Here is a 22,638-nt window from a genome sequence, read left to right on the forward strand (position 1 = left end):
GCACCGCGGTGCCCCCAAGCCCCTGGCAGGTTCCGGGCCGGTCCGCAATGTCGCCCCATTCAATCGTTTAGAAAACCTTGCCGGCACGGAGGGAATGCGGGGATCGCGTCTGCCGTGACGCCGGGGGACCCGCGGTCAACAGCGGGCTCCCGGGACCTTCCTCTCTGCTAAAGCTTGGTTCGCGGGGTCCCCATGGCTTCGAGCCGTCATGCCATCGGTCGTGTCCGGACAGCGGCGCTGCGCCGCGGACTCGGATTCGGGCTCGCCGCCGCGCTCCTGACCGGGGCCGGCCTTCACGGAGCCGCCGCCCAGGGCTTCTACCGCGAGATGTACGGCCCGCCGCGGGCGGTCTATTTCGAGGATGCCGGCCTGCTGCCGCCGCGGGAGGTCGTCGACGACCTGCGCGACCGCGGCTTCACCGAGATCGCCCGCCCCCGTTACGACGGCCGGAACTACCGCGTGGAGGCGACGAGCCCCCGCGGCCAGCGGCTGCGGCTCGTTGTCGATGCCCGCGAGGGCGACGTGATCGGGCGCGAGCCGCTGGGCGGCGTTTACTATCCCTCCGAGCGGATCCGTCCGGCGGCGCCCGGCTACGGCTGGACCGAGGACGACATGCGTCCGCGCCGGCCGATCCGAGAGGCGGAGCGCATCGTGCCGCCGGCCGACATCCCCTCGGTCCCTGGTTTGCGCAATGCGCCCCTGGGCGGCGAGCGGGATGCGCCCCGCGAGGCCCGAATCGAGCGCGTGCCGCCGGCCGCGCGGCCCGAGTCCAATCCCCTCGGGGTCAATCCCGACGCGGTCGGCCGCCAGGAGGCGCCGCGTCGCGCGGCGGCCCGGACTGCGCCGACGCCCAAGCTCCCGTCCCAGGCGCGAATCGCCCCGTCCGCTCCCGAGCCGTCGCTCCGGTCCGGCCCCGCCGGATCCTCCGGGATGACGCCGGCCGCCAAATCCGAGCCGGCCAAGCCGGAGGCGAAGGAGGCCAAGGCGGTCGAGCCGAAGGCGAACACGCCGCGGCCGGAGACCGGCAAGGCCGAAGCCGCCAAGCCGGAGCCGGCCAAGGACGCCTCCAAGGACGCCGCGACGGAGCCCGCCAGGACCGCCGAGTCGAAGCCGGCGCCGGCCGCGGGCAAGGGCTGGCAGGATCCGCCGGCCGACGGTTCGCGCAAGAACGTGCGGGTGATCGGCGGCGCGACGGTGGTTCCCGGCGGGGCCGGCGAGGCCGGCGGCACCGAGTAAGGCGATCCCCGGGCGGGAGCGGCGGCTCAGCCGCCCTCCCCCGCCAGCAGCAGTCGCTCACGCCCGGAGAACACGGTGAGCGTGTCGGAGCGGGCGATGGCGCAGAGCGTCATGTCGTGGCAGCGTGCCCGCTCGATGGCGAGCGAAGTCGGGGCGGAGATCGCCACCAGGACCGAGGCGCCGAGCGTCGCGGCCTTCTCCGCCATCTCGAAGGAGCAGCGGCTGGTGATGACGAGGAAACCCTCGTCCGGCCGCACGCCCCGGCGCAGCAGCGCGCCGATGCACTTATCCAGAGCATTGTGGCGGCCGACATCCTCGCGCACCGCGGACAGGGCCCCGTCGAGCCCGGCCCAGCCGGCGGCGTGGACCGCGCGGGTCTCCCGGTTCAGGGTCTGGCGGTCGGAGAGGGCCGTCAGCGCCGTCTGGATCGCCGCCAGCGTCACCTGCGGACCTTTTCCCGAACGGGTCCGGGCGGTCGGCAGGGCGGAGAGATCCTCGATGCCGCACACGCCGCAGCCGGTGCGTCCGCTGATCGCGCGCTTGCGGGCGAGGTGCTCGCGCAGCCGCCCCGGGGCGAGATCGACCAGGAGCCGCAGGCCGCCTTCGCCGGGCTCGACGGCGACGCCGCGGATCTCGTCGGGCGACTCGATCACGCCCTCGGTGAGGCTGAAGCCGTAGGCGAAGTCCTCGAGGTCGGCCGGCGTCAGCATCATCACCGCGTAGGGCACGGTGCCGTAGACGACGTTGACCGGCATCTCGACGGCGAGCGCGCGGGCGTCGGGCCGCGCCTCGGGCGCGTCGTAGGCGACGACGAGCGTTCCGACCTTGATCGACGTCGCAGGAGGCCCGTCGCCGACATCGTATTCAGAATTACGGCTGAGATCCTGCATCCGTATCCCCAGAAGCAGCCAAATTGCCCGTCGCGCAACCCTGCCGCCGCGTCCAAGCGACGCTTAGCGACGCTGTTGCGGTTGCGGTTTTACGATCAGTATGGTTCTACGTCGCAACCGCCCATCCGGCAGCGATACGGTCACGCCGGAACCGGCAAGGCCCGCGACAAGCTCGGGCAGTCCTCGGATTTGCGACGCCGGTCGGCAAATTCAAGGGCAAACAAACCATAGGCATCAGGGGAGCCAAGCGGGGATATGCGGACGACGCAGGTGCAACATCGGTCATCGTGGGGGCTCGCCGCGCTCGGCGCTCTCCTCGGTTCGTCCTCCTCCGCTCTCGCGGCCGGAATCGGTCAGCCCGAGCCGTGGCAGATGAGCCGTCAGATCCCGGTCACGGCCGAGGCCGCCGACCTCCTCAATTTCGAGCACGGGCTGCACTGGCTCGCCTTCGCGATCTCGGTCTTCGTTCTCGGCCTCATTCTCTACTGCGTCTTCAAGTTCAACGAGAAGACGAACCCCACGCCGTCGCGCACCACGCACAACACGATGATCGAGGTGGCCTGGACCATCATCCCGGTCCTGATCCTCGTGGCGGTGGCGATTCCCTCGTTCCGCACCCTGCGCACGCAGCTCTCGGACCCGAAGGCCGACGTCGTGGTCAAGGTGGTCGGCCACGCCTGGTACTGGTCCTACGTCTACCCGGCCGAGGGCGACAAGGGCGGCTTCACCTTCGATGCCAACGTCGACGAGGAGCAGCAGCCGAAGCTTCTCGCCACCGACAACGACATGGTCGTGCCGGTCGGCAAGATCGTGAAGGTGCAGGTGACCTCGGACGACGTCATCCACTCCTGGGCGATCCCCTCCTTCGGCGGCAAGATCGACGCGATCCCCGGCCGCCTGAACCAGTGGTGGTTCAAGGCCGACCGCGAGGGCACCTATCACGGCCAGTGCTCCGAGCTGTGCGGCGCCCGTCACGCCTACATGCCGATCACCGTGCGCGTGGTCAGCGAGCAGGCCTATGCCGAGTGGCTGACCGAGGCGAAGACCAAGTACGCCGCCATCGACAACGGCGCGCGCCTCGCGGACGCCCGCTGACGCTTTCCCGTGCCGGCGCGAGCCGGCCGGTTCTCCCTTCGCCAGAGGCGACAGACATCTGATTAAGGCAAGGATCGATGGCCACCGCCACAGCACATGCCGGGCATGACGCCCACCACGACCACAAGCCCTCTTTCTTCTCCCGCTGGTTCCTCTCGACGAACCATAAGGACATCGGCACGCTCTACCTGGTCTTCGCCTTCATGGCGGGCATCATCGGCGCGTTCCTGTCCTTCGGCATCCGCATGGAGATGGAGGAGCCCGGGCTCCAGTACTTCTCCAACCCGGCGACCTACAACGTGTTCGTCACCGGCCACGGCCTCATCATGGTGTTCTTCATGGTGATGCCCGCCCTCATCGGCGGCTTCGGCAACTGGTTCGTCCCGCTGATGATCGGCGCGCCGGACATGGCGTTCCCGCGGATGAACAACATCTCGTTCTGGCTGACGGTGTCGGGCTTCGCCTGCCTCCTCTGCTCGCTGTTCGTCGAGGGCTCCCCCGGCGCGGCCGGCGCGGGCACCGGCTGGACCGTCTACCCGCCGCTCTCCTCCTCCACCGGCCATCCCGGCCCGGCGGTCGACTTCGCGATCTTCTCGCTCCACCTCGCCGGTGCGGGCTCGATCCTCGGCGCGATCAACTTCATCACCACCATCCTCAACATGCGCGCCCCCGGCATGACGCTGCACAAGATGCCGCTCTTCGCCTGGGCCGAGCTCGTCACCGCCTTCCTGCTGCTCCTGTCGCTCCCGGTGCTGGCCGGCGCGATCACGATGCTGCTGACCGACCGCAACTTCGGCACCACCTTCTTCGACCCGGCCGGCGGCGGCGACCCGGTGCTCTACCAGCACCTGTTCTGGTTCTTCGGTCACCCCGAGGTGTACGTGATGATCCTGCCGGCCTTCGGCATCGTCTCGCACATCATCGCCACCTTCTCGCGCAAGCCCGTCTTCGGCTACCTCGCCATGGCCTACGCCATGGTCGCCATCGGCGTCGTCGGCTTCGTCGTGTGGGCCCACCACATGTACACCGTCGGCCTGTCGCTCCAGACGCAGTCCTACTTCGTCTTCGCGACCATGGTGATCGCGGTCCCGACCGGCGTGAAGATCTTCTCCTGGATCGCGACGATGTGGGGCGGCTCGATCCGCTTCACCGCGGCGATGCACTGGGCGGTGGGCTTCATCTTCCTGTTCACGGTCGGCGGCGTCACCGGCGTCGTGCTCGCGAACTCCTCGGTCGATAAGTACCTGCACGACACCTACTACGTCGTCGCGCACTTCCACTACGTGCTCTCGCTCGGCGCCGTGTTCATCATCTTCGCCGGTGTCTACTACTGGTTCCCAAAGATGACCGGCCACGTCATCCCCGAGTGGGCGGGCAAGCTGCACTTCTGGCTGGCCTTCATCGGCGCGAACGTCCTGTTCTTCCCGATGCACTTCCTCGGGCTCGCCGGCATGCCGCGCCGCTACGCCGACTACCCGGAGGCGTTTGCCGGCTGGCACAAGGTCGCCACGCTCGGCGGTCACATCTTCGCCCTCAGCATGGTCGTGTTCGTGATCGGCATCGTGCTGGCCTTCCGCTCCAAGACCCGCGCCGCGGACAATCCGTGGGGCGAGGGTGCCACCACCCTGGAGTGGACCCTGTCCTCGCCCCCGCCCTTCCACCAGTTCGAGACGCTCCCCAAGATCGTCGACGAGCCGGCCCACTAAGGCGGGACGAACACATCAGGATCGCGAGGACCGCCGAGGCGGTCCTCGCTCTTTCCCGGGGGCCTCTCGCCGCTTCAGAGAGGCCTCCAGCAAAGGGCGGCGCCAGGAACGGCGCGATCCGAGACCACCAGAACAAGCGTCAGATCACGGTTTCCATGACGAGCCTGTCGAACAGCCTGAGCGCCGACGCCGGCCGCGTGTCGCTCTCCTCCGCCGCAGGCGGCGAGGTCTCCGACTTCTTCGCCCTGCTGAAGCCGCGGGTGATGGTGCTCGTGATCTTCACCGCGCTCGTCGGCATGGTGGTCTCGCACGCCACCGTGAACCCGGTGGTCGCGGCGATCTCGCTCCTGATGATTGCCGTCGGGGCCGGCGCCTCGGGCTGCCTCAACATGTGGTGGGACGCCGACATCGACGCCCTGATGACCCGCACCGCCAAGCGGCCGATCCCCGACGGGCGCATCCGCCCCGACGAGGCGCTCGCCTTCGGCATCGTCCTGTCGGTCGGCTCGGTGCTGATCCTGGGCCTCGCCTCGAACTGGCTCGCCGCCGGGCTGCTGGCCTTCACCATCGTGTTCTACGCGGTGATCTACTCGATGTGGCTGAAGCGGGCGACCGCGCAGAACATCGTCATCGGCGGTGCCGCCGGCGCCCTCCCCCCGGTGGTGGGTCAGGCGGCGGTGACCGGCCATGTCGGCATCGAGTCGCTGGTGCTGTTCGCGATCATCTTCATCTGGACGCCGCCGCACTTCTGGGCGCTGGCGCTGGTGAAGAGCGGCGAGTACGCCCGCGCCGGCATCCCGATGATGCCGAACGTCGCCGGCCCGGATTCCACCCGCCGCCAGATCGTCTGGTACTCCCTGCTCCTCGCCCCGCTCGCCCTCCTGCCGGTCTGGCTCGGCTTCGGCGGCTGGCTCTACGCCGCGGTCGGCGTGCTCGGCGGCCTCGGCATGCTGGCGGGCGCGGTGCAGGTCTACCGGCAGCGCGAGGGCGAGCCCGAGCGCAAGGCGGCAATGGGGCTGTTCGCCTTCTCGATCCTCTACCTGTTCCTGCTCTTCTCGGCGCTGCTCGCCGAGCAGGGGCTCGGACTCTTCCGCGCGGTCGTGGCGTGAGGCCCGAGATGTCCGATTTGCCGGAAGGCGTGCGCCCGCTCACGCCGGAAGAGGCCAAGACCCGCCGCAAGCGCTCGGTCGCCATCGCCCTGACGCTCGGCGCCCTGGTGCTGATCTTCTTCGTGCTGACGATCGCCAAGCTCGGACCGCAGGTCCTGCAGCGGCCGCTCTGAGGGCTTCGAACCGATGACGGATGCAACGGAGCGGCAGAACCAGGCGGCGCGCGGCGCGCGCTGGACCGTGCTCGCCTGCGCCGCCGTGGTGCTCGGCATGGGCGGCCTCGCGGCGGTCTCGGCGCCGCTCTACTCGATGTTCTGCAAGGCGACCGGCTATGGCGGCACGCCGCTCGTCGGCGCCGCGCCCTCCGCGCCGGTAACCGAGGCGCTGGCACCGGTCTCGGTCCGGTTCGACACCAACGTCGCCAAGACCCTGGCCTGGCGGTTCCAGCCGGAACAGTCCCGGGTCGAGGCGGTGCCGGGCCAGACGGCGACCGTGTTCTTCAAGGTGACGAATACCGGCCCCGCGCCCTCGACCGGCATCGCCGTGTTCAACGTGCAGCCGGACCTGATGGGCAGCTACTTCGTCAAGGTGCAGTGCTTCTGCTTCGACGAGCACACCCTGCAGCCGGGCGAGTCGGCGGAATTCCCGCTGGTGTTCTACGTCGATCCGGCCCTGCGCAAGGATCCGGACATCGGCACCCTGTCGGAGATGACGCTGTCCTACACCTACTACCCCTCGAAGAACGGCGCGCCGGTGGCGGAAGCGGCCAAGTCCGGCCCGACGCGCAATTTTTGAGGGATCGCTCGGCGGCTCAAGCGTGACAATGGCGCGGCCGCCGAAGTAGAGGATTTTCAACCGAGGCCCGGTCCCACCGGGCCTCCAAGGCAACAGGGCCCGGCCGTCAGCCGGTGACGGGCAAGGGCTTAGGGAGAACCATCGCGATGGCCGGGGCGCACGCCAAGAACCACGACTACCACATCATCAACCCGAGCCCCTGGCCGCTGCTGGGCGCCTTCTCCGGGTTCCTGATGGCCTTCGGCGCCGTCTTCTGGATGAAAGGCCTCTCCGCCGGCGGCCTCGCCATCGGCCCCTACGTGTTCGGCGCCGGCACGCTGGGCGTGCTCTACACCATGCTGTCGTGGTGGAAGGACGTCACCCACGAGGCGAATTCCGGCGACCACACCCGCGTGGTCCAGCTGCATCACCGCTACGGCATGATCATGTTCATCGCCTCCGAGGTGATGTTCTTCGTGGCGTGGTTCTGGGCCTATTTCGAGGCCGCCCTCTACACCGCCGACCCGATCCAGCCCCAGCGCGTCGAGTTCACCGGCGGCATGTGGCCGCCCAAGGGCATTGAGGCGTTCGACCCCTGGCACCTGCCGCTCCTGAACACGCTGATCCTGCTCACCTCGGGCACCACCGTGACCTGGGCCCACCACGCCCTGCTGCACGGCGACCGCAAGGGCCTGAAGTACGGCCTCTGGCTCACCATCATCCTCGGTGTCCTGTTCACCGCCTGCCAGGCCTACGAGTACGCCCACGCCCATTTCGGCTTCTCGGGCTCGATCTACTCGGCGACCTTCTTCATGGCGACGGGCTTCCACGGCGCCCACGTCATCATCGGCACGATCTTCCTCGCCGTCTGCCTGCTGCGCGCCTATGCCGGCGACTTCACCCCGAAGCAGCATCTCGGCTTCGAGTTCGCGGCCTGGTACTGGCACTTCGTCGACGTGGTGTGGCTGTTCCTGTTCGCCGCCATCTACGTCTGGGGCGCGGGCACCGGCGGCGCGGCCCACTGAGGCCGACCGCCGTCCGCGGACCTGCACCGACGGCAACCCTGAAGGGCGGCGCGAGCCGCCCTTTTTCGCGTGCGGCGGGCGGGCCGTTGCACCATACCGGCGAAACGATTTCGGCGGTGAACGAGGAGCATCCGTTGAACCGAGTCGCCACGACCCCGCCGGCTTCGGCCGGCCTGCGCGGGCGCCGCGGCCCGCTCGCGGCGGTCCCGTTCGCCGGCCGGGCCGCGAAGGGACGCGTCCGCCCGTGACCGGGCTGTCCCCGACCGAGCGCAGCGCGCGCTCGCGCAGCCTGTGGGCGCCGGGCCTCGCGGCCCTGGTCTGCCTCGCGATCCTGCTGGGACTGGGCACGTGGCAGCTCGCCCGTAAGGGCGAGAAGGAAGCGCTGATCGCCCGCATCGTCGAGCGCTCGCACGCCGAGCCGCCGGCCGCCCCGCCCCCCTTCGACACCTGGGACGCGAAGGCCGACGAGTTCAGCCGCGTGCGGGCGCGGGGCACCTTCCTCCACGACAAGGAGACCCTGGTGCACGGGTTGGCGCCGGGCGAGCCCGGCCGGGCGCTCCAGGGCTTCTACGTCCTCACGCCGCTCAAGCGCGACGACGGCACGACGATCCTGATCAATCGCGGCTTCGTGCCGACCGAGCTGAAGGACCCCAAGGACCGCGCCGCCGGCCAGGTGCCGGGCGAGGCGACGGTGACGGGCATGCTGCGGGCGAGCGAGGTCCGCGGGCTGTTCGTACCGGAATCCGACCCCAAGCGCGATGCGTGGTTCACCCGCGACGTCGCCGGCATCGGCGCCGCCCGCGGCCTGACGAACCTCGCCCCCTACCTGATCGAGGCGGACGCGACGGCCAATCCCGGCGGCTGGCCCCGCGGCGGCCAGCTCCGGGTCGATCTGCCCAACAACCACCTGCAATACGCCTTCACGTGGTTCGGCATCGCCGCCTGCCTCGTCGGCGTCTTTTCCGTTTTCGCGTGGCGGCGGTTGCACGATCCGGCGGAGCCGAAGGCCGGCTGAGGGCGTTGGCACGCGTGATGCCAGGATTCGGCGTCGCGCGGGAGGAAACCGCCCGCGAAACGATCCGCGGAGTGCCTTCCATGCGCGCCGTCATCAGCCTCCTGTTCGTTATCCTGATCGGCGTCGCGGCCCGGGCGGACGACGCGTCCCGCGACACCGCCCGCGACACGGCCCGCACGGCCGCCCGCGCCACCATCGAGCGGCAGATCGAGGCGTTCCGCCGGAACGACGCGGCGGGCGCCTACGCCGAGGCCGCGCCGCAGATCCGCAACCTCTTCCCCTCCGCCGACAGCTTCATCGTCATGGTGGAGAAGGGCTATGCTCCCGTGCTGCGTCCGCGCAGCTACCGCTTCGAGACGGCGGAGGAGGCGGGCGAGGACGAGATCGCCCAGGGCGTCAGCCTCCAGGACGAGGCCGGCATCGATTGGGTGGCGCTCTACACGCTCCAGCGGCAGGTCGACGGCGCGTGGCGCATCACCGGGTGCCACCTGAAGAAGGCGCCCGGCGAGAAGATTTGACGCCGCGGCGCCGAGAAACCGGTCCTGCTCCGCTTCGACACGGCGGAATCGATCGTGTAGAGGAGGCGCCTTCCCGGAGGCATCCTTGCTGCACGTCTCGACCCGCGGCGCCGCCGCGCCCTTGAGCTTTTCCGATGCGCTGCTCGCCGGCCTCGCCCGCGACGGCGGCCTCTACGTGCCCGAGAGCTGGCCGCAGCTCGGCCGCGACGAGATCGCGGGCTTCGCCGGCCTGCGCTACGCCGAGGTCGCCAAGCGCGTGCTGCGCCCGCTCATCGACGGCGAGATTCCGGACGACGCCCTCGACGGCATGATCGAGGAGGCCTACGCCACCTTTCGCCATCCGGCGATCTGCCCGCTGACGCAGATCGACGACAACCTGTTCCTGATGGAGCTGTTTCACGGGCCGACGCTCGCGTTCAAGGACGTGGCGATGCAGCTCCTCGGGCGGCTGATGGACTACGTCCTGCGCCGGAAGGGCGCGCGCGCCACCATCGTCGGCGCCACCTCGGGCGATACGGGAAGTGCCGCGGTCGAGGCGTTCAAGGGGCTCGATCAGGTCGACGTGTTCATCCTGTTCCCGCACGGCCGCGTGTCGGACGTGCAGCGGCGGCAGATGACCACGGTCAACGCGCCCAACGTCCACGCGCTGGCGATCGACGGCAATTTCGACGATTGCCAGAACATCGTGAAGGCGATGTTCCAGCACGGCGACTTCGCCGACCGGGTCAAGCTGTCGGGCGTCAACTCGATCAACTGGGCCCGCGTGGCGGCGCAGACCGTCTACTACTTCACCTCTGCGGTCGCGCTGGGCGCCCCGCATCGAACGGTGTCGTTCGCGGTGCCGACCGGCAATTTCGGCGACATCCTCGCCGGCTGGGTCGCCAAGCGGATGGGCCTGCCGATCGAGCGGCTGATGATCGGCACCAATGCCAACGACATCCTGGCCCGCACCCTGGAGCACGGCGCCTACGAGCCGCGCGGCGTGCAGCCGACCACCTCGCCGTCGATGGACATCCAGATCTCGTCGAATTTCGAGCGGCTGCTGTTCGAGGCGCTGCACCGCGACGCCTCGGCGCTCGGACGCCTGATGGCAGGCCTGAAGCAGTCCGGCGGCTTCACCCTGAGCCCCGAGGTCCTGGCCAGCGTGCGCGAAGAATTCGACGCGGCGGCGGTGCGCGAGCCGGACGTCGTGGACGAGATCGCCGGCACCTACCGCAAGACCGGCCTCGTGCTCGACCCGCACAGCGCCATCGGCGTGCGCGCCGGCCGCAAGCTCCTGGAGAAGGACCCGGCGACGCCGGTGGTGGCGCTCGCCACCGCCCATCCCGCGAAATTCCCGGACGCGGTCTCGCAAGCGACCGGCGGCGGACGCCCGGTCCTGCCGCCCCACCTCGCCGACCTAATGACCCGACCCGAAACCGTGGCGAATCTGGCCAATGATCAGGCCGCCATCGAGCGCTACATCACGGAGCATGCCCGCATCACGCGCGGCGCCTGAGGTGACATGAACCAGCACTTCTCGACCTTCGGCGCCTCCCCCGGCCTCACGGTCAGCCGGCTCGGCAATGGGCTCACCGTGGCCACCGAGACGATCCCCGGCGTCGCGACCGCCACGCTCGGCGTCTGGGTCGGGGCGGGCTCGCGGCACGAGCGGCCGGACGAGCACGGACTCAGCCACCTCATCGAGCACATGGCGTTCAAGGGCACGGCGACGCGCTCGGCGCGGAAGATCGCCGAGGACATCGAGAATGTCGGCGGCGAGATCAACGCCGCCACCAGCACCGAGAGCACGAGCTACACCGCCCGGGTGCTCGGCGAGGATGCGGGCGTCGCCCTCGACGTGCTCGGCGACATCCTGACCCGCTCGGTCTTCGACGCCGGCGAACTCGCCCGCGAGAAGGGCGTCATCCTGCAGGAATACGCCGCCGTCGAGGATACGCCCGACGACGTGGTCTACGACGCCTTCATCGAGACCGCCTTCCCCGACCAGCCGATCGGCCGGCCGATCCTGGGCCGGCCCGAGACGATCCAGAGCTTCGACCGGGCGGCGATCGAGGCCTACATCGCCCGCGAATACGTGCCGGAGCGCATGGTCCTCGCCGCCGCCGGCGCGGTGGAGCATGCCGAGATCGTCGAGGCGGCCGAGCGCCATTTCGGCGGCCTCCGATCCGTCGAGGCGCCTCCGGTGGTCTCTGGTGTCTACGGCGGCGGCGAGCGGCGGATGCAGAAGCGGCTCGAACAGGCCAACCTCGTCCTCGGCCTTCCCGGCCTCTCCTTCCGCGACGACGGCTACTACGCGCTCCACCTGTTCTCCCAGGTGCTCGGCGGCGGCCTCACCTCGCGGCTCTGGCACGAGGTGCGCGAGACCCGCGGGCTCGCCTACGACATCCAGGCCTTCCACTGGCCCTTCAACGATTGCGGTCTGTTCGGCATCGGCGCCGGCACCTCCGGCGCGGATCTCGCCGAACTCGTCGATGTCACCATCGCCACCACCCGCGAGGCGGCGGAGCGGCTCGACGCGGCCGAACTCGCCCGCGCCAAGGCGCAGCTCAAGCTCTCCCTGCTCTCCGCCCTGGAGACGCCGGGCGGGCGCATCGAGCGCAACGCCCGCCAGCTTCTCGCCTGGGGCCGGGTGATCCCGCCGCAGGAGCTGATCGCCAAGGTCGATGCGGTCGAGGTCGAGCACGTGCGCGCGGCCGGCCGGACCCTGCTGAGCGGCGCCCCGACCCTGGCCGCGATCGGCCCGGTCAAGGGGCTGCCGCCGCTCGCCCGCGTCACGGCGGCCCTTCAGGCGGCCTGACGGCACCCTATCTCGGGGCAAGCCCGGCCCCTCCAGGGGCGCCGGGAACCGGTTCGAGTGAAACACCGCCCGCCATGAATCCCGTCGCCGTCGCGACCATGCTCGGCATCGCCCTGGGCTTCTTCGGTCTGCTCGCCTACGCGCTGACCGTGGGCGAGGCATGGCTGCTCGCCATCCTCGTCATCGTCGCCGTCGGGCTGTTCGTGCGCTGGGGGGAGTGAGACCCAACCCCCTGACTCCCTGTCCGTCGCCGTGCGGGACGGCTCGCTTGCGGGCTCGCAGTGACGGCGAGGGTGCCCTCCCCGTCATGGCGAGCCGAGCGAAGCAATCCAGACGGCGCGACCTATCCCGAGAGGTCAGCGTCCTGGATCACTTCGGCCCCGCCTCGTGATGACGAAACGGCCGGACTACTTCCCCTCCTCCAGCGCCGGTCCCCGCGTCGCGTCGGCCCCCTGCCCCGTTCCGGCGAGCGGGCCGACCGTGACCGGCTGGCCGGAGCGCGCGGCCGCGTAGATCGCCTCCATCAGGATCATGTCCTGCAGGCCCTCCTCGCCGGGCGTGCGCGGGCGGCGGTCGGTGAGGATGCACGCGGCCATGTGGTCGAGTTCGAGCGCGAACTGGTTCTTGGGTGTCAGCACCGGCTCGTCGCGCTGGACGTGGCCGCCCTCGCGGTGGGCCACCGTGAGGCGCTGGCCGCGATAGGCGAAGGCGTTGTGCAGGTTGAGCGAGCCGCCCGTCGTGTGGACGCGCAGCTCGCGGCTCTCGTGCACGCCGTAGCTGGTGCCGCATTGCGCGATCACGCCGGAGGGAAAGCGGAGCGTGAAGGCGACGCTCTCCTCGACTTCCTTGAAGCGGGGATCGTTCTCCGGCGTGACGATCTGCGCCTGGATCGTGACCGGCTCCTCGCCGAGCAGCGCCCGCACGCCGTTGAGACAGTAGAGGCCGATATCCGGCAGCGCGCCGCCGCCGGCCAGCGCCTTGCGCAGGCGCCACTGCTCGGGCAGCGCCGTGGTCTGGCCGTTGAAGGCCTCGACCATCTTCACCCGCCCGAACTCGCCGGAGCGGGCGAGCCGCACCACCTCGCGGTTGAACGGCTCGTACTGGCAGCGATAGGCGATCATCAGCTTGACGCCGGCCTTGTTGCAGGCCTCGATCATCTCCTGCGCCTCGGCCGAGCTGTTCGCCATCGGCTTCTCGCACAGCACGTGCTTGCCAGCCGCCGCGGCGGCGAGCACGTTGTCCCGGTGCAGGCCGTTCGGCGTGACGATGTAGACCGCCCTGACCGCCGGATTGGCCTTCAACCGATCCCACTGGTCGTAAGCATAGATCGCGTCGGCCGGGATGCCGTACTGCGCCGCGGTGAGTTTCGCCTTCTCCGGCGAGCCGGACATCAGCGCCACCGGCTTCGCCTTCTTCGCCTCGCCGAAGGCCGGCAGGATCTCCTCCAGGCTCAGGCGCCCGAGCCCGACGATGGCGAATCCGACCCGCTCCGAGGGCGGCATCGGCGCGGGCGGCGGCGGGGGCGGCGCGTCGCCGGAATCGCGCCAGTTCGGGAAGACGACCCGCTCGCCCTGGACCGCCCCGGTATCGGCCGGGACCGACGGCGCCGGCGGGTCCGAGGCGGCACGGGTGCCGCCGAGCCCGAGGGCCGTGCCGGTCAGGCCGGCGCCGCCCGCGAGGAGGAGGCGCCGGGACAGTCGGAGGTCGTCGCTCATGAAAGGGTTTCCGGCCTTGCTGCACACGGGCCCTGCTGAGCCCGTGCCTTGCTGCACACGCGGCCGGAACGCGTCAGACCGCCGGGGTGGTTCCTTTGTGCTGGCCCGGACCGGTCGAGGCGGGGGTGGGGTCGGGGTCCTCCACCTCGCCCCGGCGCTGGAGCTGGAGCGCGACGAACCAGCACAGGGCCGCCCAGGCGGCGCCGACGCACCAGCCCGCCAGCACGTCGCTCGGCCAGTGCACGCCGAGATAGACCCGGCTGATGCCGACCATCACCGTCATGACGATGCCGAGCGCCAGCAGCAGCGCCTTGACGCTGCGCCGCCGCTCGACGCGGGCGAGGAGGGTCGCGAGCGTCAGGTAGGCGATGGCCGACATCATCGCGTGGCCGGAGGGGAAGCTCGCCGTGAACACCTCCATGCCGTGCGGCACGAGGTCGGGCCGCGGACGGTGGTAGAACAGCTTGAGCACCGTCGAGACCGCCTCGCCGCCGCCGACCGCGGCGAGCACGAACACCGCGACCCGCTGCCGGCCCGCGAGCGCGAGGTAGATCACCGCCGCCGCCGTGAGGAACACGATGGTCACCACGCTGCCCCAGCCGGTGATGTCGCGCATCGCCTCCTCGAGCCAGGCGGGGCCGAGCGGGTCGGACAGGTCGGCCGGGTTGCGCAGGGCGAGCAGGATCTTGCGGTCGAGCGCCGCGGTCGAGCCCTCGCCGACCTCGCGGGCGAGCGCGAAGAAGCCGTAGCCGAGGGTGCTGACGAGGAGCAGCGAGACCAGCGGCCCGACCTCGTTGAGGTGGAGCCGCACCCAGACGGCCGAGGATCCGCGCCAGAGGGCGCCGCCGCCGGTGCGCGCGATACCGGGCAGTCTCATGCCGCATCCCCGAATGCGATGGCCGAGACCCGCTCCCACGGGCCGCCGAGATAGCGCCAGAGCAGCACGCCCGGTGCGCGGAAGTGCGAAGGCCGGAAGTCCTCGGCCAGCGCGGCGTGGAGCGCGCGGGCGGTGTCGGGGCTCACCTTGTTCTGCACGGTGACGTGCGGGCGCCAGCCCTGCCGGTCCTGCGCCGTGAGATGATCCCGGAACGCCGCCGCCACCCGCGCGCGGAAGCCGGCCAATTCGTCCGACTCTAGCGCGTAGGCGACGCCGCGCCCGGTGAAGCGCACGCCCGTCACTGCCACCTCGGGCGCGCTCTGCGTCCGGGCGAGCGCCGTCACCGTCTCGGTCACGCCCGCCACGTCCTCGCCCGGCAGGTGATGGAAGAGCGTGGCGTGGGCGGGGATGTGGTTCAGCGCCTCGGGGAAGTGCCGCCGCCTCAGGCCGTCGAAGGTGGCGAAGGCCGCCTCGTCCATCTGCAGCGTCAGGATCAGCGGGGCGGGCTCGGGCAACGCGGTGAACTCTCGGATCGAGGCCGGTCGCCCGGCGCGTTCGAGCAAGATGGTGCGGCGGCCCAGCGTATCCAGCGGGCAGGCTGTGGTGCGCCTGCGCTGTTCAGCCGGCACCGCTGCGTCTAGGAAGCAGCGATGGCCCGCAGGAACAGAGAGATCATCCACCGGGGACGCGACGGGTGGCTGTTCCTGATCGGGGGCACCAACGGGGTTCTCCTGCAGTACCGGCGCTCGCTCGCCGGCTGGTGGCACCTGCGCCGCTGGGCGCGGCTGATCGAGGCGCGCGCCGCCCGCGCCGGGGCGCTCGGCATCCGCTACGTCCACACCGTCGTGCCGGAAAAGCTCTCGGTCTACGACGACCGCACCCTCGACCTCGATTACGACCCGCGCCTCTCGCCGGCCCGGCGGCTCGCAAGGCGCCTCGACCGGATGAGCGGCTACGTCGATCTCGTCGCCCCCCTTCGCGCCGCCCGCGACGACGGGGAGCCGCTCTACCGCCGCACCGATTCGCACTGGACCTACGAGGGCTGCCTGATCGGCTACCGGGCGCTGCTGCGGGCCTGCGGCGCGGTGGCTCCGCCCGATATCGCCGAGCGCCCGCGCTTTCCCCATGACGGGCTGTGGGATCTCGGCGACAAGCTGCCGGAGCGGCCGCGGGAGACGGTGGTGAACTGGGCGGTGCATCGCGACGCGTCCCGCGCCTACGCGAGTCCGCTGGTCGAGTCCTACGAGGCGGCGGGCAAGGCGGGCGACCTGCATGTCGGCGCCCACGTCATCTACCGGAACCCCTCGCCCCAGGCCGACCCGCGCACCCTGGTTCTGTTCGGGGATTCCTACGCGCATTTCGCGCCGATCATGCTGACGAGCTTCCTCGCCGAGACGTTCCGCGAGATGCACTTCGTCTGGTCGTCGAGCCTCGACTGGGACTACATCGAGCGGGTCCGCCCCGACATCCTGATGTTCGAGATGGCCGAGCGCTTCCTCGTCCGCATCCCGAGCGACGACTTCGACGTGACGGCCTACGCGAAGCCGGAGATGGAGAAGCCGGTGCGGCAGGCGGAGATGGCGCCGCTGGTCTGACGCACCGCAGCGCCCCCCGTACGAGGGGCGCCGAACCTTTCGTCGAAGGTCGGATACTCAGCGGGCGCAGACCCGCTGGCGGGCCGGACCGCCGCCGCCGGCCTGGTAGCTCTTGGCGTGGCCGATCGAGCCGGTCATGTCCTGGGTCGGATTGCCGCCGCCGCGCTTCACCACGATGTCGCAGTAGCCGGACGCGCGGCCCACGGGGAGCGGGAGCGCGCCGAACCCGTCGTTGGCGACGCGCGGCGGGGCCGGCGGCACGACCTGCGACGGCAATGCGGTCCACGTGCTCTTCTTCGCCCGGGCCGGCTGCGCCGCGGCCGGGATCACGGCGACTGCCAGCAGGACGACCGAGGCGAGTGATGCGAAGCGCAGCATGTCGTGCTCCTCTCTTGTTCAAATGCCGATTAATTTCGAAGCAAGAGCGCACGTAACATGCAATTTTGCCGTGCCAAGTGTGATAAAACACAATAATGGAACGAGTTTTAATCCGTATATAAACGCAAAAATCGTATGGGATTAGATCCGTTGCTTGGACGTATATAAAGAGTATCGATCATTACTGAGAGCGTCGAGGCATGCAGCTCGGGTAGTCATTTCCGAGTGGGCGGCTGATCGAACGCTCGCGGCGATCCGGCCGGGCCGAGGCGGTGGGTACGGCGGGCGGAGATCCGTGCGAGCCCCGCTCCAGCCGCGGTGGATGCGCGGCGCCGAACGCGCAAACGCCAACAGGCCGCGTTCCTCGGCGGAACGCGGCCTGTCTCGACGATGAAATCTCGTTCCGAGCGGTCGCTCAGACCCCGACGCGCTTCTGCGCCGAGGGTTGGAACGTGCCGGTCGGCATGCCCGGCGACGGGACGCCCATCAGGGACATCGGTGCCGCGGCGGTGGCCTTGGGCGACGGGGCCTCGTTCGCGGCCGGATCGACGGCCTTCGCCCGGAAGCTCGCGGCGGCGTTCTTCGCCTCGGCCAGATCCTTCGGCGAGAGCTTCGTAGCGACCTCGTCCCGCTTGCGGCCCGCTTCCTGATCGCCCTGCGCCGCAGCGGCCGAGAACCAGAGATAGGACTGGACGAGATCCTGGCCGACGCCGAGGCCGCGGGCGTAGAGCACGGCGAGATTGTACTGGCTGTCGCGCACGCCGTGCTCCGCCGCCCGGCGGAAGGCGTTCGCGGCGTTGGTGAAATCGGGCTTGCCGTTGGCGGCCGGATTTTCGGCATGCAGGACGGCCAGGTTGTGCATCGCCCGGATGTTGCCCTGATCCGCGGCGCGGCCGTACCAGACCTTCGCCTTCTCGACGTCGCGGATCACGCCGGAGCCCTTCTCGTAAGCGTTTCCGACCTTGAACTGGGCCGGGGCGTAGCCGGCCATCGCGAGCTTCTCGTAGAACCGGGCGGCGAGCGCGAGGTCGCGCGTCACCCCGCGACCCTCCGCCTGGCGGGAGGCGATCTCCCACACGGCGGCGCCGTCGCCGTCGAGCGCATCCTGCTTGAGCTTGGCCAGGGCCGGCGGCAGGCCGGCGAGGTCCGTCCCGAGCGCGGCCATGCCGGCGACCGGGGGCAGCCCGCGCTTGGCCGCCGGGGCCTTCGATTCGGCGATGGATTGTGTCGTCACCGGATCGGCCGGGCTCGCCTGGGCGGCGGCGGGGGCCGGCGCGTCGGCGGAGGGCTGAGCGGGGGACGCCTGCGTCTGGGCCGTGGCGCCCGGCGCCGGCTCGGCCTTGGCGTCCGCGCTGCGGCTCGCCGGGGCGTCGGGAGCGATCACGGGCGCGGTGCCCGCCACCGGACGGGCATCAGGGGAACCGCCCTCCGTCGGCGCGCTCGTGCCGGCCACGAAGGCCTGGTAGGCGCCGAGCGCCAGCACCACGGCGGCGAGGCCGAGCAACAGGGTCCGGCGGCGGCCGTCGAGAGCGGAGCGGATCCGCGACAGCGGCGCCGTCTCCGCCCCCGGCAGGCGGGAGGCCGGGGCGACCTTGTCGCGCAGCCGCGCCGTCAGGGGGGCGTCGGCCGCGGCTTCCACCTGGGCGGCCTGCGCCGCGCGGCGGGCGGCGGCGATGAAGCTCGTCTTGATGTCGGCGCCGCCGACGGCGGGGCTCGCCTCCGGCGCGGACGGGCGGCCGGGTCCAGGGCGGCCGGCGCCGGGCTCCAGCAATTCATCGGACAGGCGGCTCGCGTCCGTCCCCGTGACCGGCTCGGCCGTCGCCGTCCGGCGCGGGCGGGCCGGCTCGGACGCCGCCTTCGGGGCGGCGGGGCGCTCCTGCGAGACGCGCTCGCTCGGCGGCGCGACGGGCGCGCGCTCCTGCGGAGCGGCGGCGGCGAGGGCGGCGGGGGACGTCATCGTCCGATCGAGCTGCTCGCTCAGGCGCATCAGCACCGTGTGGACGCCCTCCATCGTCGATTGGAGGCGCTGGTCCGAGCCCTTCTGGTTCGCCCGCAGTTCGGCGAGATCGGCCCGCAGCAGCTCGAAATCGCCGCCGGCCGCCTTGAGCGGGGCGGCCGAGCCCGCCACGGCGTCGCGGACCGCGCGCGCGACGGTGGATTCCAGGTCGGTCCCGCTGCGCAGGGCCGCGACCTGGGCGAGCAGATCGCCCATGGAGCGTTCGAGGCGCGCGATCGCCGGATCGGTGTCGCGCGGGGCGTCGAGGCGGCTCGCCAGGGCGAGAACGTGGCGCTCCAGGGCGTCGAGTCCGCTGCCGTCCGCGCTGACGCGATCGACCTTCTCAGCCACGGTCTCGAGCCGCGCGATCAGCTCGCCAACCGGACCCGTCTCGGTCCGGCCGAGCCGGTCGGCGAGCGCCTCGAACCGTCCGAGAAGCTCGCGGGGCATCTCGCGGGAGGGATCGGGCGACTTCAGCTCGCCGCGGATCTCCTCCAGCAGCGGCTTGATGGCGGCCATCCCCGCATCCTCGTCCCGCTGGAGCTGGGCGATCTGGACGCTGATCGCCTGCACGCCCTGGGCGAGGCTCTGAATCCGTTCCGGACCCGCCAGGGACGCCACGAGGCGGCGGATCTCGTCGAGCTCGCGGAACACGCTGTCGAGGGCGCTCTGGTCGGCGGGACCCGACAGGGCGCCGGACAGGACGTCGTCGACCTTCGCGACCAAGCGCTCCACTTCACCCGCGACGCGGGCATGAACGTTGTCGGCCACGTCCCCGGCGAGGCGCTCCACCTGGACGCGCATCAGCTCGATCGGCGCGGCGATGGCGGCGAGTTCCTGCGGATCGCGGGCCCGCTGGAGGTCGCTGGCGACGGCCTGCATCGTCTGCTCCAGCTCGCCCACGTCGCGGCCGGTGGCGAGGCCGCCGAGCGCGTCGCGCAGGCGGGTGGTCTCGCGCTGCAGCTCGACGATGGCCGGAGACGGCTCCTGACCGTAGGCCTCACCCGCGTAGGGGTCCGCGGCCGGCATCGCGGCCTCGGCGGCCTCCGACACCTCCGGCTCGACCGCGCCGGCGGCATTCCATTCGGCGATGCCCTCCTCCAGCTCGCGCTGGCGGCGGCGCACCTCGGCGACGGCGTCGCGGACCTCGGTGGCGAGCGGGCGTCCGCGGCGGCCCAGCGGCCGGGGCGCGCTGAGTTGCCCGGCGAGTTCGCCGACCTTGCGCTCGATGTCGCCGATCATCCGGGCCGCGTCGGCCTTCGAGGCCTCGCGCTCCTCGCTGATCGAGCGATCGAGGGCGTCGAGCCGCCGCATCATCGCGCCGATCGACGCTTCGAGCGAGGCCGCCGGCGACACCGTCCCGGAATCCTCGGAGGCCGGGGCGGCGGGAACCGCCTCGCGGCGCTTGTGCTGCGGCGCCTCCTTCCGGGGTGCGGCGATCTTGTCCGTCGGCCGTCCTCCGGCCTGCCGCGCCTGCTCCGTGCCCGCGTCCTTGCCTGCGTCCTTGCCTGCGTCCTTGGCCATGGTCGAGGCGTCCGCGCGCCGCCGCCGCGCTCCCGGCTTCGCCGTGTCGGGCGCGGTGACGGAGGCGATCCAGCTCTCCAGCGGCACCCCCGCCCGCCGGGCGACCTCGCGGGCAGCCGCGAGCACCTCCGGGTCGAAGCTTTCGAGGCTGATCGGGGCAGTCTGTTTCATCGCGCGGAGATCCGAAGTCGGCGGCTTCCGGTATCCACCGGAGTGCCGATTCGCGCTGAGGCGTGATGCGGCAGATCGCGGATCGGACAGGAGCGACCTTTTCCGTTCTTGGTAAATGGCTGGTTAAGAAAGCGATTGAACCGCCGCGCTTTTCCGGGACCGGCCCGCCTGCGGGGTCCGTGGTTGCCGGTGCGCCGCAGGGGGTCCAGCGCGGACGGCCCTTGCGAAGCGGCCGGGGGATAGTTTACATGTGAACTATCTTGGATCGGAGCCGGCCGCGCGGGCTCGGCTCGACCGACAATGATGCGGGAGGCTGACGCGATGCCGAGCTACCGGGCCCCTGTCGAGGACACCCTTTTCCTCCTCAACGACGTCCTCGCGATCCATCGCTACGACAACCTGCCCGGCTTCTCCGAGGCCTCACCCGATGTGGTCGAGGCGGTGCTGAACGAGGGCGGCAAGCTCGCCGAGGAAGTCCTGTCGCCTTTGAACCTGTCGGGCGATCAGGAGGGCTGCACCCGCCGCGAGGACGGCAGCGTCGTCACGCCGAAGGGCTTCAAGGCGGCCTACGACGCCTACGCGGCCGGCGGCTGGATGGGGCTGTCCGTGTCGGAGGAATTCGGCGGCCAGGGCCTGCCGCACGTGCTCAACACGGCGATCCAGGAGTTCGGCTCCGGCGCCAACCTCGCGCTCAGCATGTATCCCGGCCTGACGCAGGGCGCGGTCGCCGCGCTGCTGGTCCACGGCTCGCAGGAGCAGAAGGCCACCTACCTGCCCAAGATGGTCGAGGGCGCCTGGACCGGCACCATGAACTTGACCGAGCCGCATTGCGGCACGGATCTCGGGCTCCTCAAGACCAAGGCGGTGCCGAACGGCGACGGCTCCTACAGCCTCACCGGCACCAAGATCTTCATCTCGGCGGGCGATCACGACCTGTCGGAGAACATCGTTCACCTCGTCATCGCCCGGATCGAGGGCGCGCCGTCGGGCACCAAGGGCATCTCGCTCTTCGTGGTGCCGAAGTTCCTCGTGAACGAGGACGGCACGGTGGGCGCGCGCAACGCGGTGTCCTGCGGCTCGCTCGAGCACAAGATGGGCATTCACGGCAACGCCACCTGCGTCATGAACTACGACGGCGCCAAGGGCTGGCTCGTGGGCGAGGAGAACCGCGGCCTCAACGCGATGTTCGTGATGATGAACGAGGCGCGGCTCGCCGTCGGCGTGCAGGGGCTCGGCCAGTCCGAGGTCGCCTACCAGAACGCGGTGGCCTATGCCCGCGAGCGGCTCCAGGGCCGGGCGCTCACCGGCGCCAAGGAGCCGGCCAAGGCCGCCGACCCGATCATCGTCCACCCGGACGTGCGCCGCACCCTGATGCAGATCCGCGCCTTCAACGAGGCGGGCCGCGCGCTCGTCCTCTGGACGGCGCTCAATTCCGACATCGCCCACCGCTCGCAGGACGCGGGACAGCGTCAGGCAGCCGAGGACATGCTCGGCCTGATGACGCCGGTGGTGAAGGGCGTGCTGACCGACCGGGGCTTCGCCAACGCGGTCGAGGCGCAGCAGATGTTCGGCGGCCACGGCTATGTCGAGGAATGGGGTATGTCGCAGTTCGTGCGCGATGCCCGCATCGCCATGATCTACGAGGGCGCCAACGGCATCCAGGCCATGGACCTCATCGGCCGCAAGCTGCCCAAGGACGGCGGCCGGGCGATGATGGCCTTCCTCACCGAAGTGCAGACCTTCATCAAGGACCACGGCGAGGACGAGGCGATGAAGCCCTTCGTCGGCCCGCTCCAGCCGGCGCTGAACGACCTCCAGGCCGCGGTGATGTGGCTGATGCAGAACGCCTTCTCGAAGCCCGACAACGCGGGCGCCGGGGCCACCGACCTGATGCACCTGCTCGGCAACGTCGTGCTCGGCTACATGTGGGGCAAGATCGCCAAGGCGGCGCTGGCGCGGAAGGCCGAGGGCGTCGACACCGAACGGATGGAGGCCAAGCTCGTGCTCGGCCGCTTCTTCATGGAGCGGATGCTGCCGGAGACGGCCTTGCGCCTCGCGCGGATCAAGGCCGGCGCCGAGACGACCATGGCGTTGCCGGCCGAGGCGTTTTAAGCAGTCGCTGCAGAAAAGCCCTCCCCCCTCTGCGGGGGAGGGTGCCTCGCGAATGCGAGGCGGGAGAGGGGCCGGCTCAGGTTTATCCGGAAAGGTCGCTCC

Annotated in this window: 20 protein-coding genes; 14 read left to right on the forward strand and 6 right to left on the reverse strand. The window is 70.7% G+C overall.

All coding sequences use genetic code 11. The annotated features are described in order from the left end of the window. Positions 1-192: 192 nt before the first annotated feature. Positions 193-1,236, forward strand: coding sequence for a hypothetical protein (locus ABS772_RS11840; RefSeq protein ID WP_350394728.1), 1,044 nt, complete (start codon positions 193-195; stop codon positions 1,234-1,236). Positions 1,237-1,262: 26 nt separating this feature from the next. Here ABS772_RS11840 and fdhD read toward each other — a convergent pair whose 3' ends face one another. After that, positions 1,263-2,126, reverse strand: a complete 864-nt coding sequence (gene fdhD, locus ABS772_RS11845; RefSeq protein ID WP_350394733.1) for a formate dehydrogenase accessory sulfurtransferase FdhD — start codon at positions 2,124-2,126, stop codon at positions 1,263-1,265. A gap of 255 nt (positions 2,127-2,381) precedes the next feature. Between fdhD and coxB the strand changes: the two genes are divergently transcribed. The 11 genes from coxB to ABS772_RS11900 all read left to right on the forward strand — a co-directional run bounded on the left by coxB (position 2,382) and on the right by ABS772_RS11900 (position 12,389). Then, positions 2,382-3,221, forward strand: a complete 840-nt coding sequence (coxB, locus tag ABS772_RS11850) for a cytochrome c oxidase subunit II (protein WP_238257946.1) — start codon at positions 2,382-2,384, stop codon at positions 3,219-3,221. A 77-nt stretch (positions 3,222-3,298) separates the two neighbouring features. Next, positions 3,299-4,927, forward strand: a complete 1,629-nt coding sequence (gene ctaD / locus ABS772_RS11855) for a cytochrome c oxidase subunit I (RefSeq protein WP_238257944.1) — start codon at positions 3,299-3,301, stop codon at positions 4,925-4,927. Between the two features lie 155 nt (positions 4,928-5,082). Continuing rightward, complete coding sequence (locus tag ABS772_RS11860; protein WP_350394742.1) at positions 5,083-6,036, forward strand: heme o synthase; 954 nt, start codon at positions 5,083-5,085, stop codon at positions 6,034-6,036. An 8-nt stretch (positions 6,037-6,044) separates the two neighbouring features. Continuing rightward, positions 6,045-6,209 carry a hypothetical protein gene (locus ABS772_RS11865; RefSeq protein ID WP_017486502.1) on the forward strand — a complete coding sequence of 55 codons (165 nt, stop codon included), beginning with the start codon at positions 6,045-6,047 and terminating at the stop codon, positions 6,207-6,209. 13 nt (positions 6,210-6,222) lie between these two features. Then, positions 6,223-6,831 (forward strand): cytochrome c oxidase assembly protein, encoded by a 609-nt coding sequence (locus tag ABS772_RS11870; RefSeq protein ID WP_350394747.1) that lies wholly within the window; start codon positions 6,223-6,225, stop codon positions 6,829-6,831. 146 nt (positions 6,832-6,977) lie between these two features. Beyond that, positions 6,978-7,835: a cytochrome c oxidase subunit 3 gene (locus ABS772_RS11875; protein ID WP_350394750.1), complete on the forward strand. Its 858-nt coding sequence runs from the start codon at positions 6,978-6,980 to the stop codon at positions 7,833-7,835. Positions 7,836-8,079: 244 nt separating this feature from the next. Further along, positions 8,080-8,850 (forward strand): SURF1 family protein, encoded by a 771-nt coding sequence (locus ABS772_RS11880; RefSeq protein ID WP_350394753.1) that lies wholly within the window; start codon positions 8,080-8,082, stop codon positions 8,848-8,850. Positions 8,851-8,930: 80 nt separating this feature from the next. Next, positions 8,931-9,368 carry a DUF4864 domain-containing protein gene (locus ABS772_RS11885; protein ID WP_350394757.1) on the forward strand — a complete coding sequence of 146 codons (438 nt, stop codon included), beginning with the start codon at positions 8,931-8,933 and terminating at the stop codon, positions 9,366-9,368. Positions 9,369-9,453: 85 nt separating this feature from the next. Beyond that, the gene (gene thrC, locus ABS772_RS11890; RefSeq protein ID WP_350394760.1) at positions 9,454-10,866 is read left to right on the forward strand and encodes a threonine synthase; all 1,413 of its coding nucleotides are present in this window, start codon (positions 9,454-9,456) and stop codon (positions 10,864-10,866) included. A 6-nt stretch (positions 10,867-10,872) separates the two neighbouring features. After that, positions 10,873-12,168 (forward strand): M16 family metallopeptidase, encoded by a 1,296-nt coding sequence (locus tag ABS772_RS11895; RefSeq protein WP_238256432.1) that lies wholly within the window; start codon positions 10,873-10,875, stop codon positions 12,166-12,168. A 74-nt stretch (positions 12,169-12,242) separates the two neighbouring features. After that, complete coding sequence (locus ABS772_RS11900) at positions 12,243-12,389, forward strand: hypothetical protein (RefSeq protein ID WP_350394764.1); 147 nt, start codon at positions 12,243-12,245, stop codon at positions 12,387-12,389. Positions 12,390-12,575: 186 nt separating this feature from the next. On the opposite strand, the gene ABS772_RS11905 is transcribed toward ABS772_RS11900, so the two are convergent. From ABS772_RS11905 to ABS772_RS11915, 3 genes are all read right to left on the reverse strand, one after another. Continuing rightward, the gene (locus ABS772_RS11905; protein ID WP_350394767.1) at positions 12,576-13,883 is read right to left on the reverse strand and encodes a Gfo/Idh/MocA family protein; all 1,308 of its coding nucleotides are present in this window, start codon (positions 13,881-13,883) and stop codon (positions 12,576-12,578) included. A gap of 73 nt (positions 13,884-13,956) precedes the next feature. Further along, the gene (locus ABS772_RS11910; protein WP_238256435.1) at positions 13,957-14,760 is read right to left on the reverse strand and encodes a phosphatase PAP2 family protein; all 804 of its coding nucleotides are present in this window, start codon (positions 14,758-14,760) and stop codon (positions 13,957-13,959) included. Beyond that, positions 14,757-15,275: a 2'-5' RNA ligase family protein gene (locus ABS772_RS11915; protein WP_350394772.1), complete on the reverse strand. Its 519-nt coding sequence runs from the start codon at positions 15,273-15,275 to the stop codon at positions 14,757-14,759. The genes ABS772_RS11910 and ABS772_RS11915 overlap by 4 nt, the downstream gene beginning before the upstream one ends. A gap of 135 nt (positions 15,276-15,410) precedes the next feature. On the opposite strand from ABS772_RS11915, the gene ABS772_RS11920 reads away from it, so the two are divergent. Further along, positions 15,411-16,355: an alginate O-acetyltransferase AlgX-related protein gene (locus ABS772_RS11920; protein ID WP_350394774.1), complete on the forward strand. Its 945-nt coding sequence runs from the start codon at positions 15,411-15,413 to the stop codon at positions 16,353-16,355. Positions 16,356-16,412: 57 nt separating this feature from the next. Here ABS772_RS11920 and ABS772_RS11925 read toward each other — a convergent pair whose 3' ends face one another. Together ABS772_RS11925 and ABS772_RS11930 are read right to left on the reverse strand one after the other, a co-directional pair. Then, positions 16,413-16,733, reverse strand: a complete 321-nt coding sequence (locus ABS772_RS11925; RefSeq protein WP_350394776.1) for a hypothetical protein — start codon at positions 16,731-16,733, stop codon at positions 16,413-16,415. 415 nt (positions 16,734-17,148) lie between these two features. Then, on the reverse strand, positions 17,149-20,424 hold the full coding sequence (locus ABS772_RS11930; protein WP_350394779.1) for an SEL1-like repeat protein: 3,276 nt from the start codon (positions 20,422-20,424) through the stop codon (positions 17,149-17,151). Between the two features lie 321 nt (positions 20,425-20,745). On the opposite strand from ABS772_RS11930, the gene ABS772_RS11935 reads away from it, so the two are divergent. Further along, positions 20,746-22,536: an acyl-CoA dehydrogenase C-terminal domain-containing protein gene (locus ABS772_RS11935; RefSeq protein ID WP_350394782.1), complete on the forward strand. Its 1,791-nt coding sequence runs from the start codon at positions 20,746-20,748 to the stop codon at positions 22,534-22,536. Positions 22,537-22,638: the final 102 nt, after the last annotated feature.

This window comes from Methylorubrum podarium (assembly GCF_040270385.1).
In the GTDB taxonomy this organism is placed as follows: domain Bacteria; phylum Pseudomonadota; class Alphaproteobacteria; order Rhizobiales; family Beijerinckiaceae; genus Methylobacterium; species Methylobacterium podarium.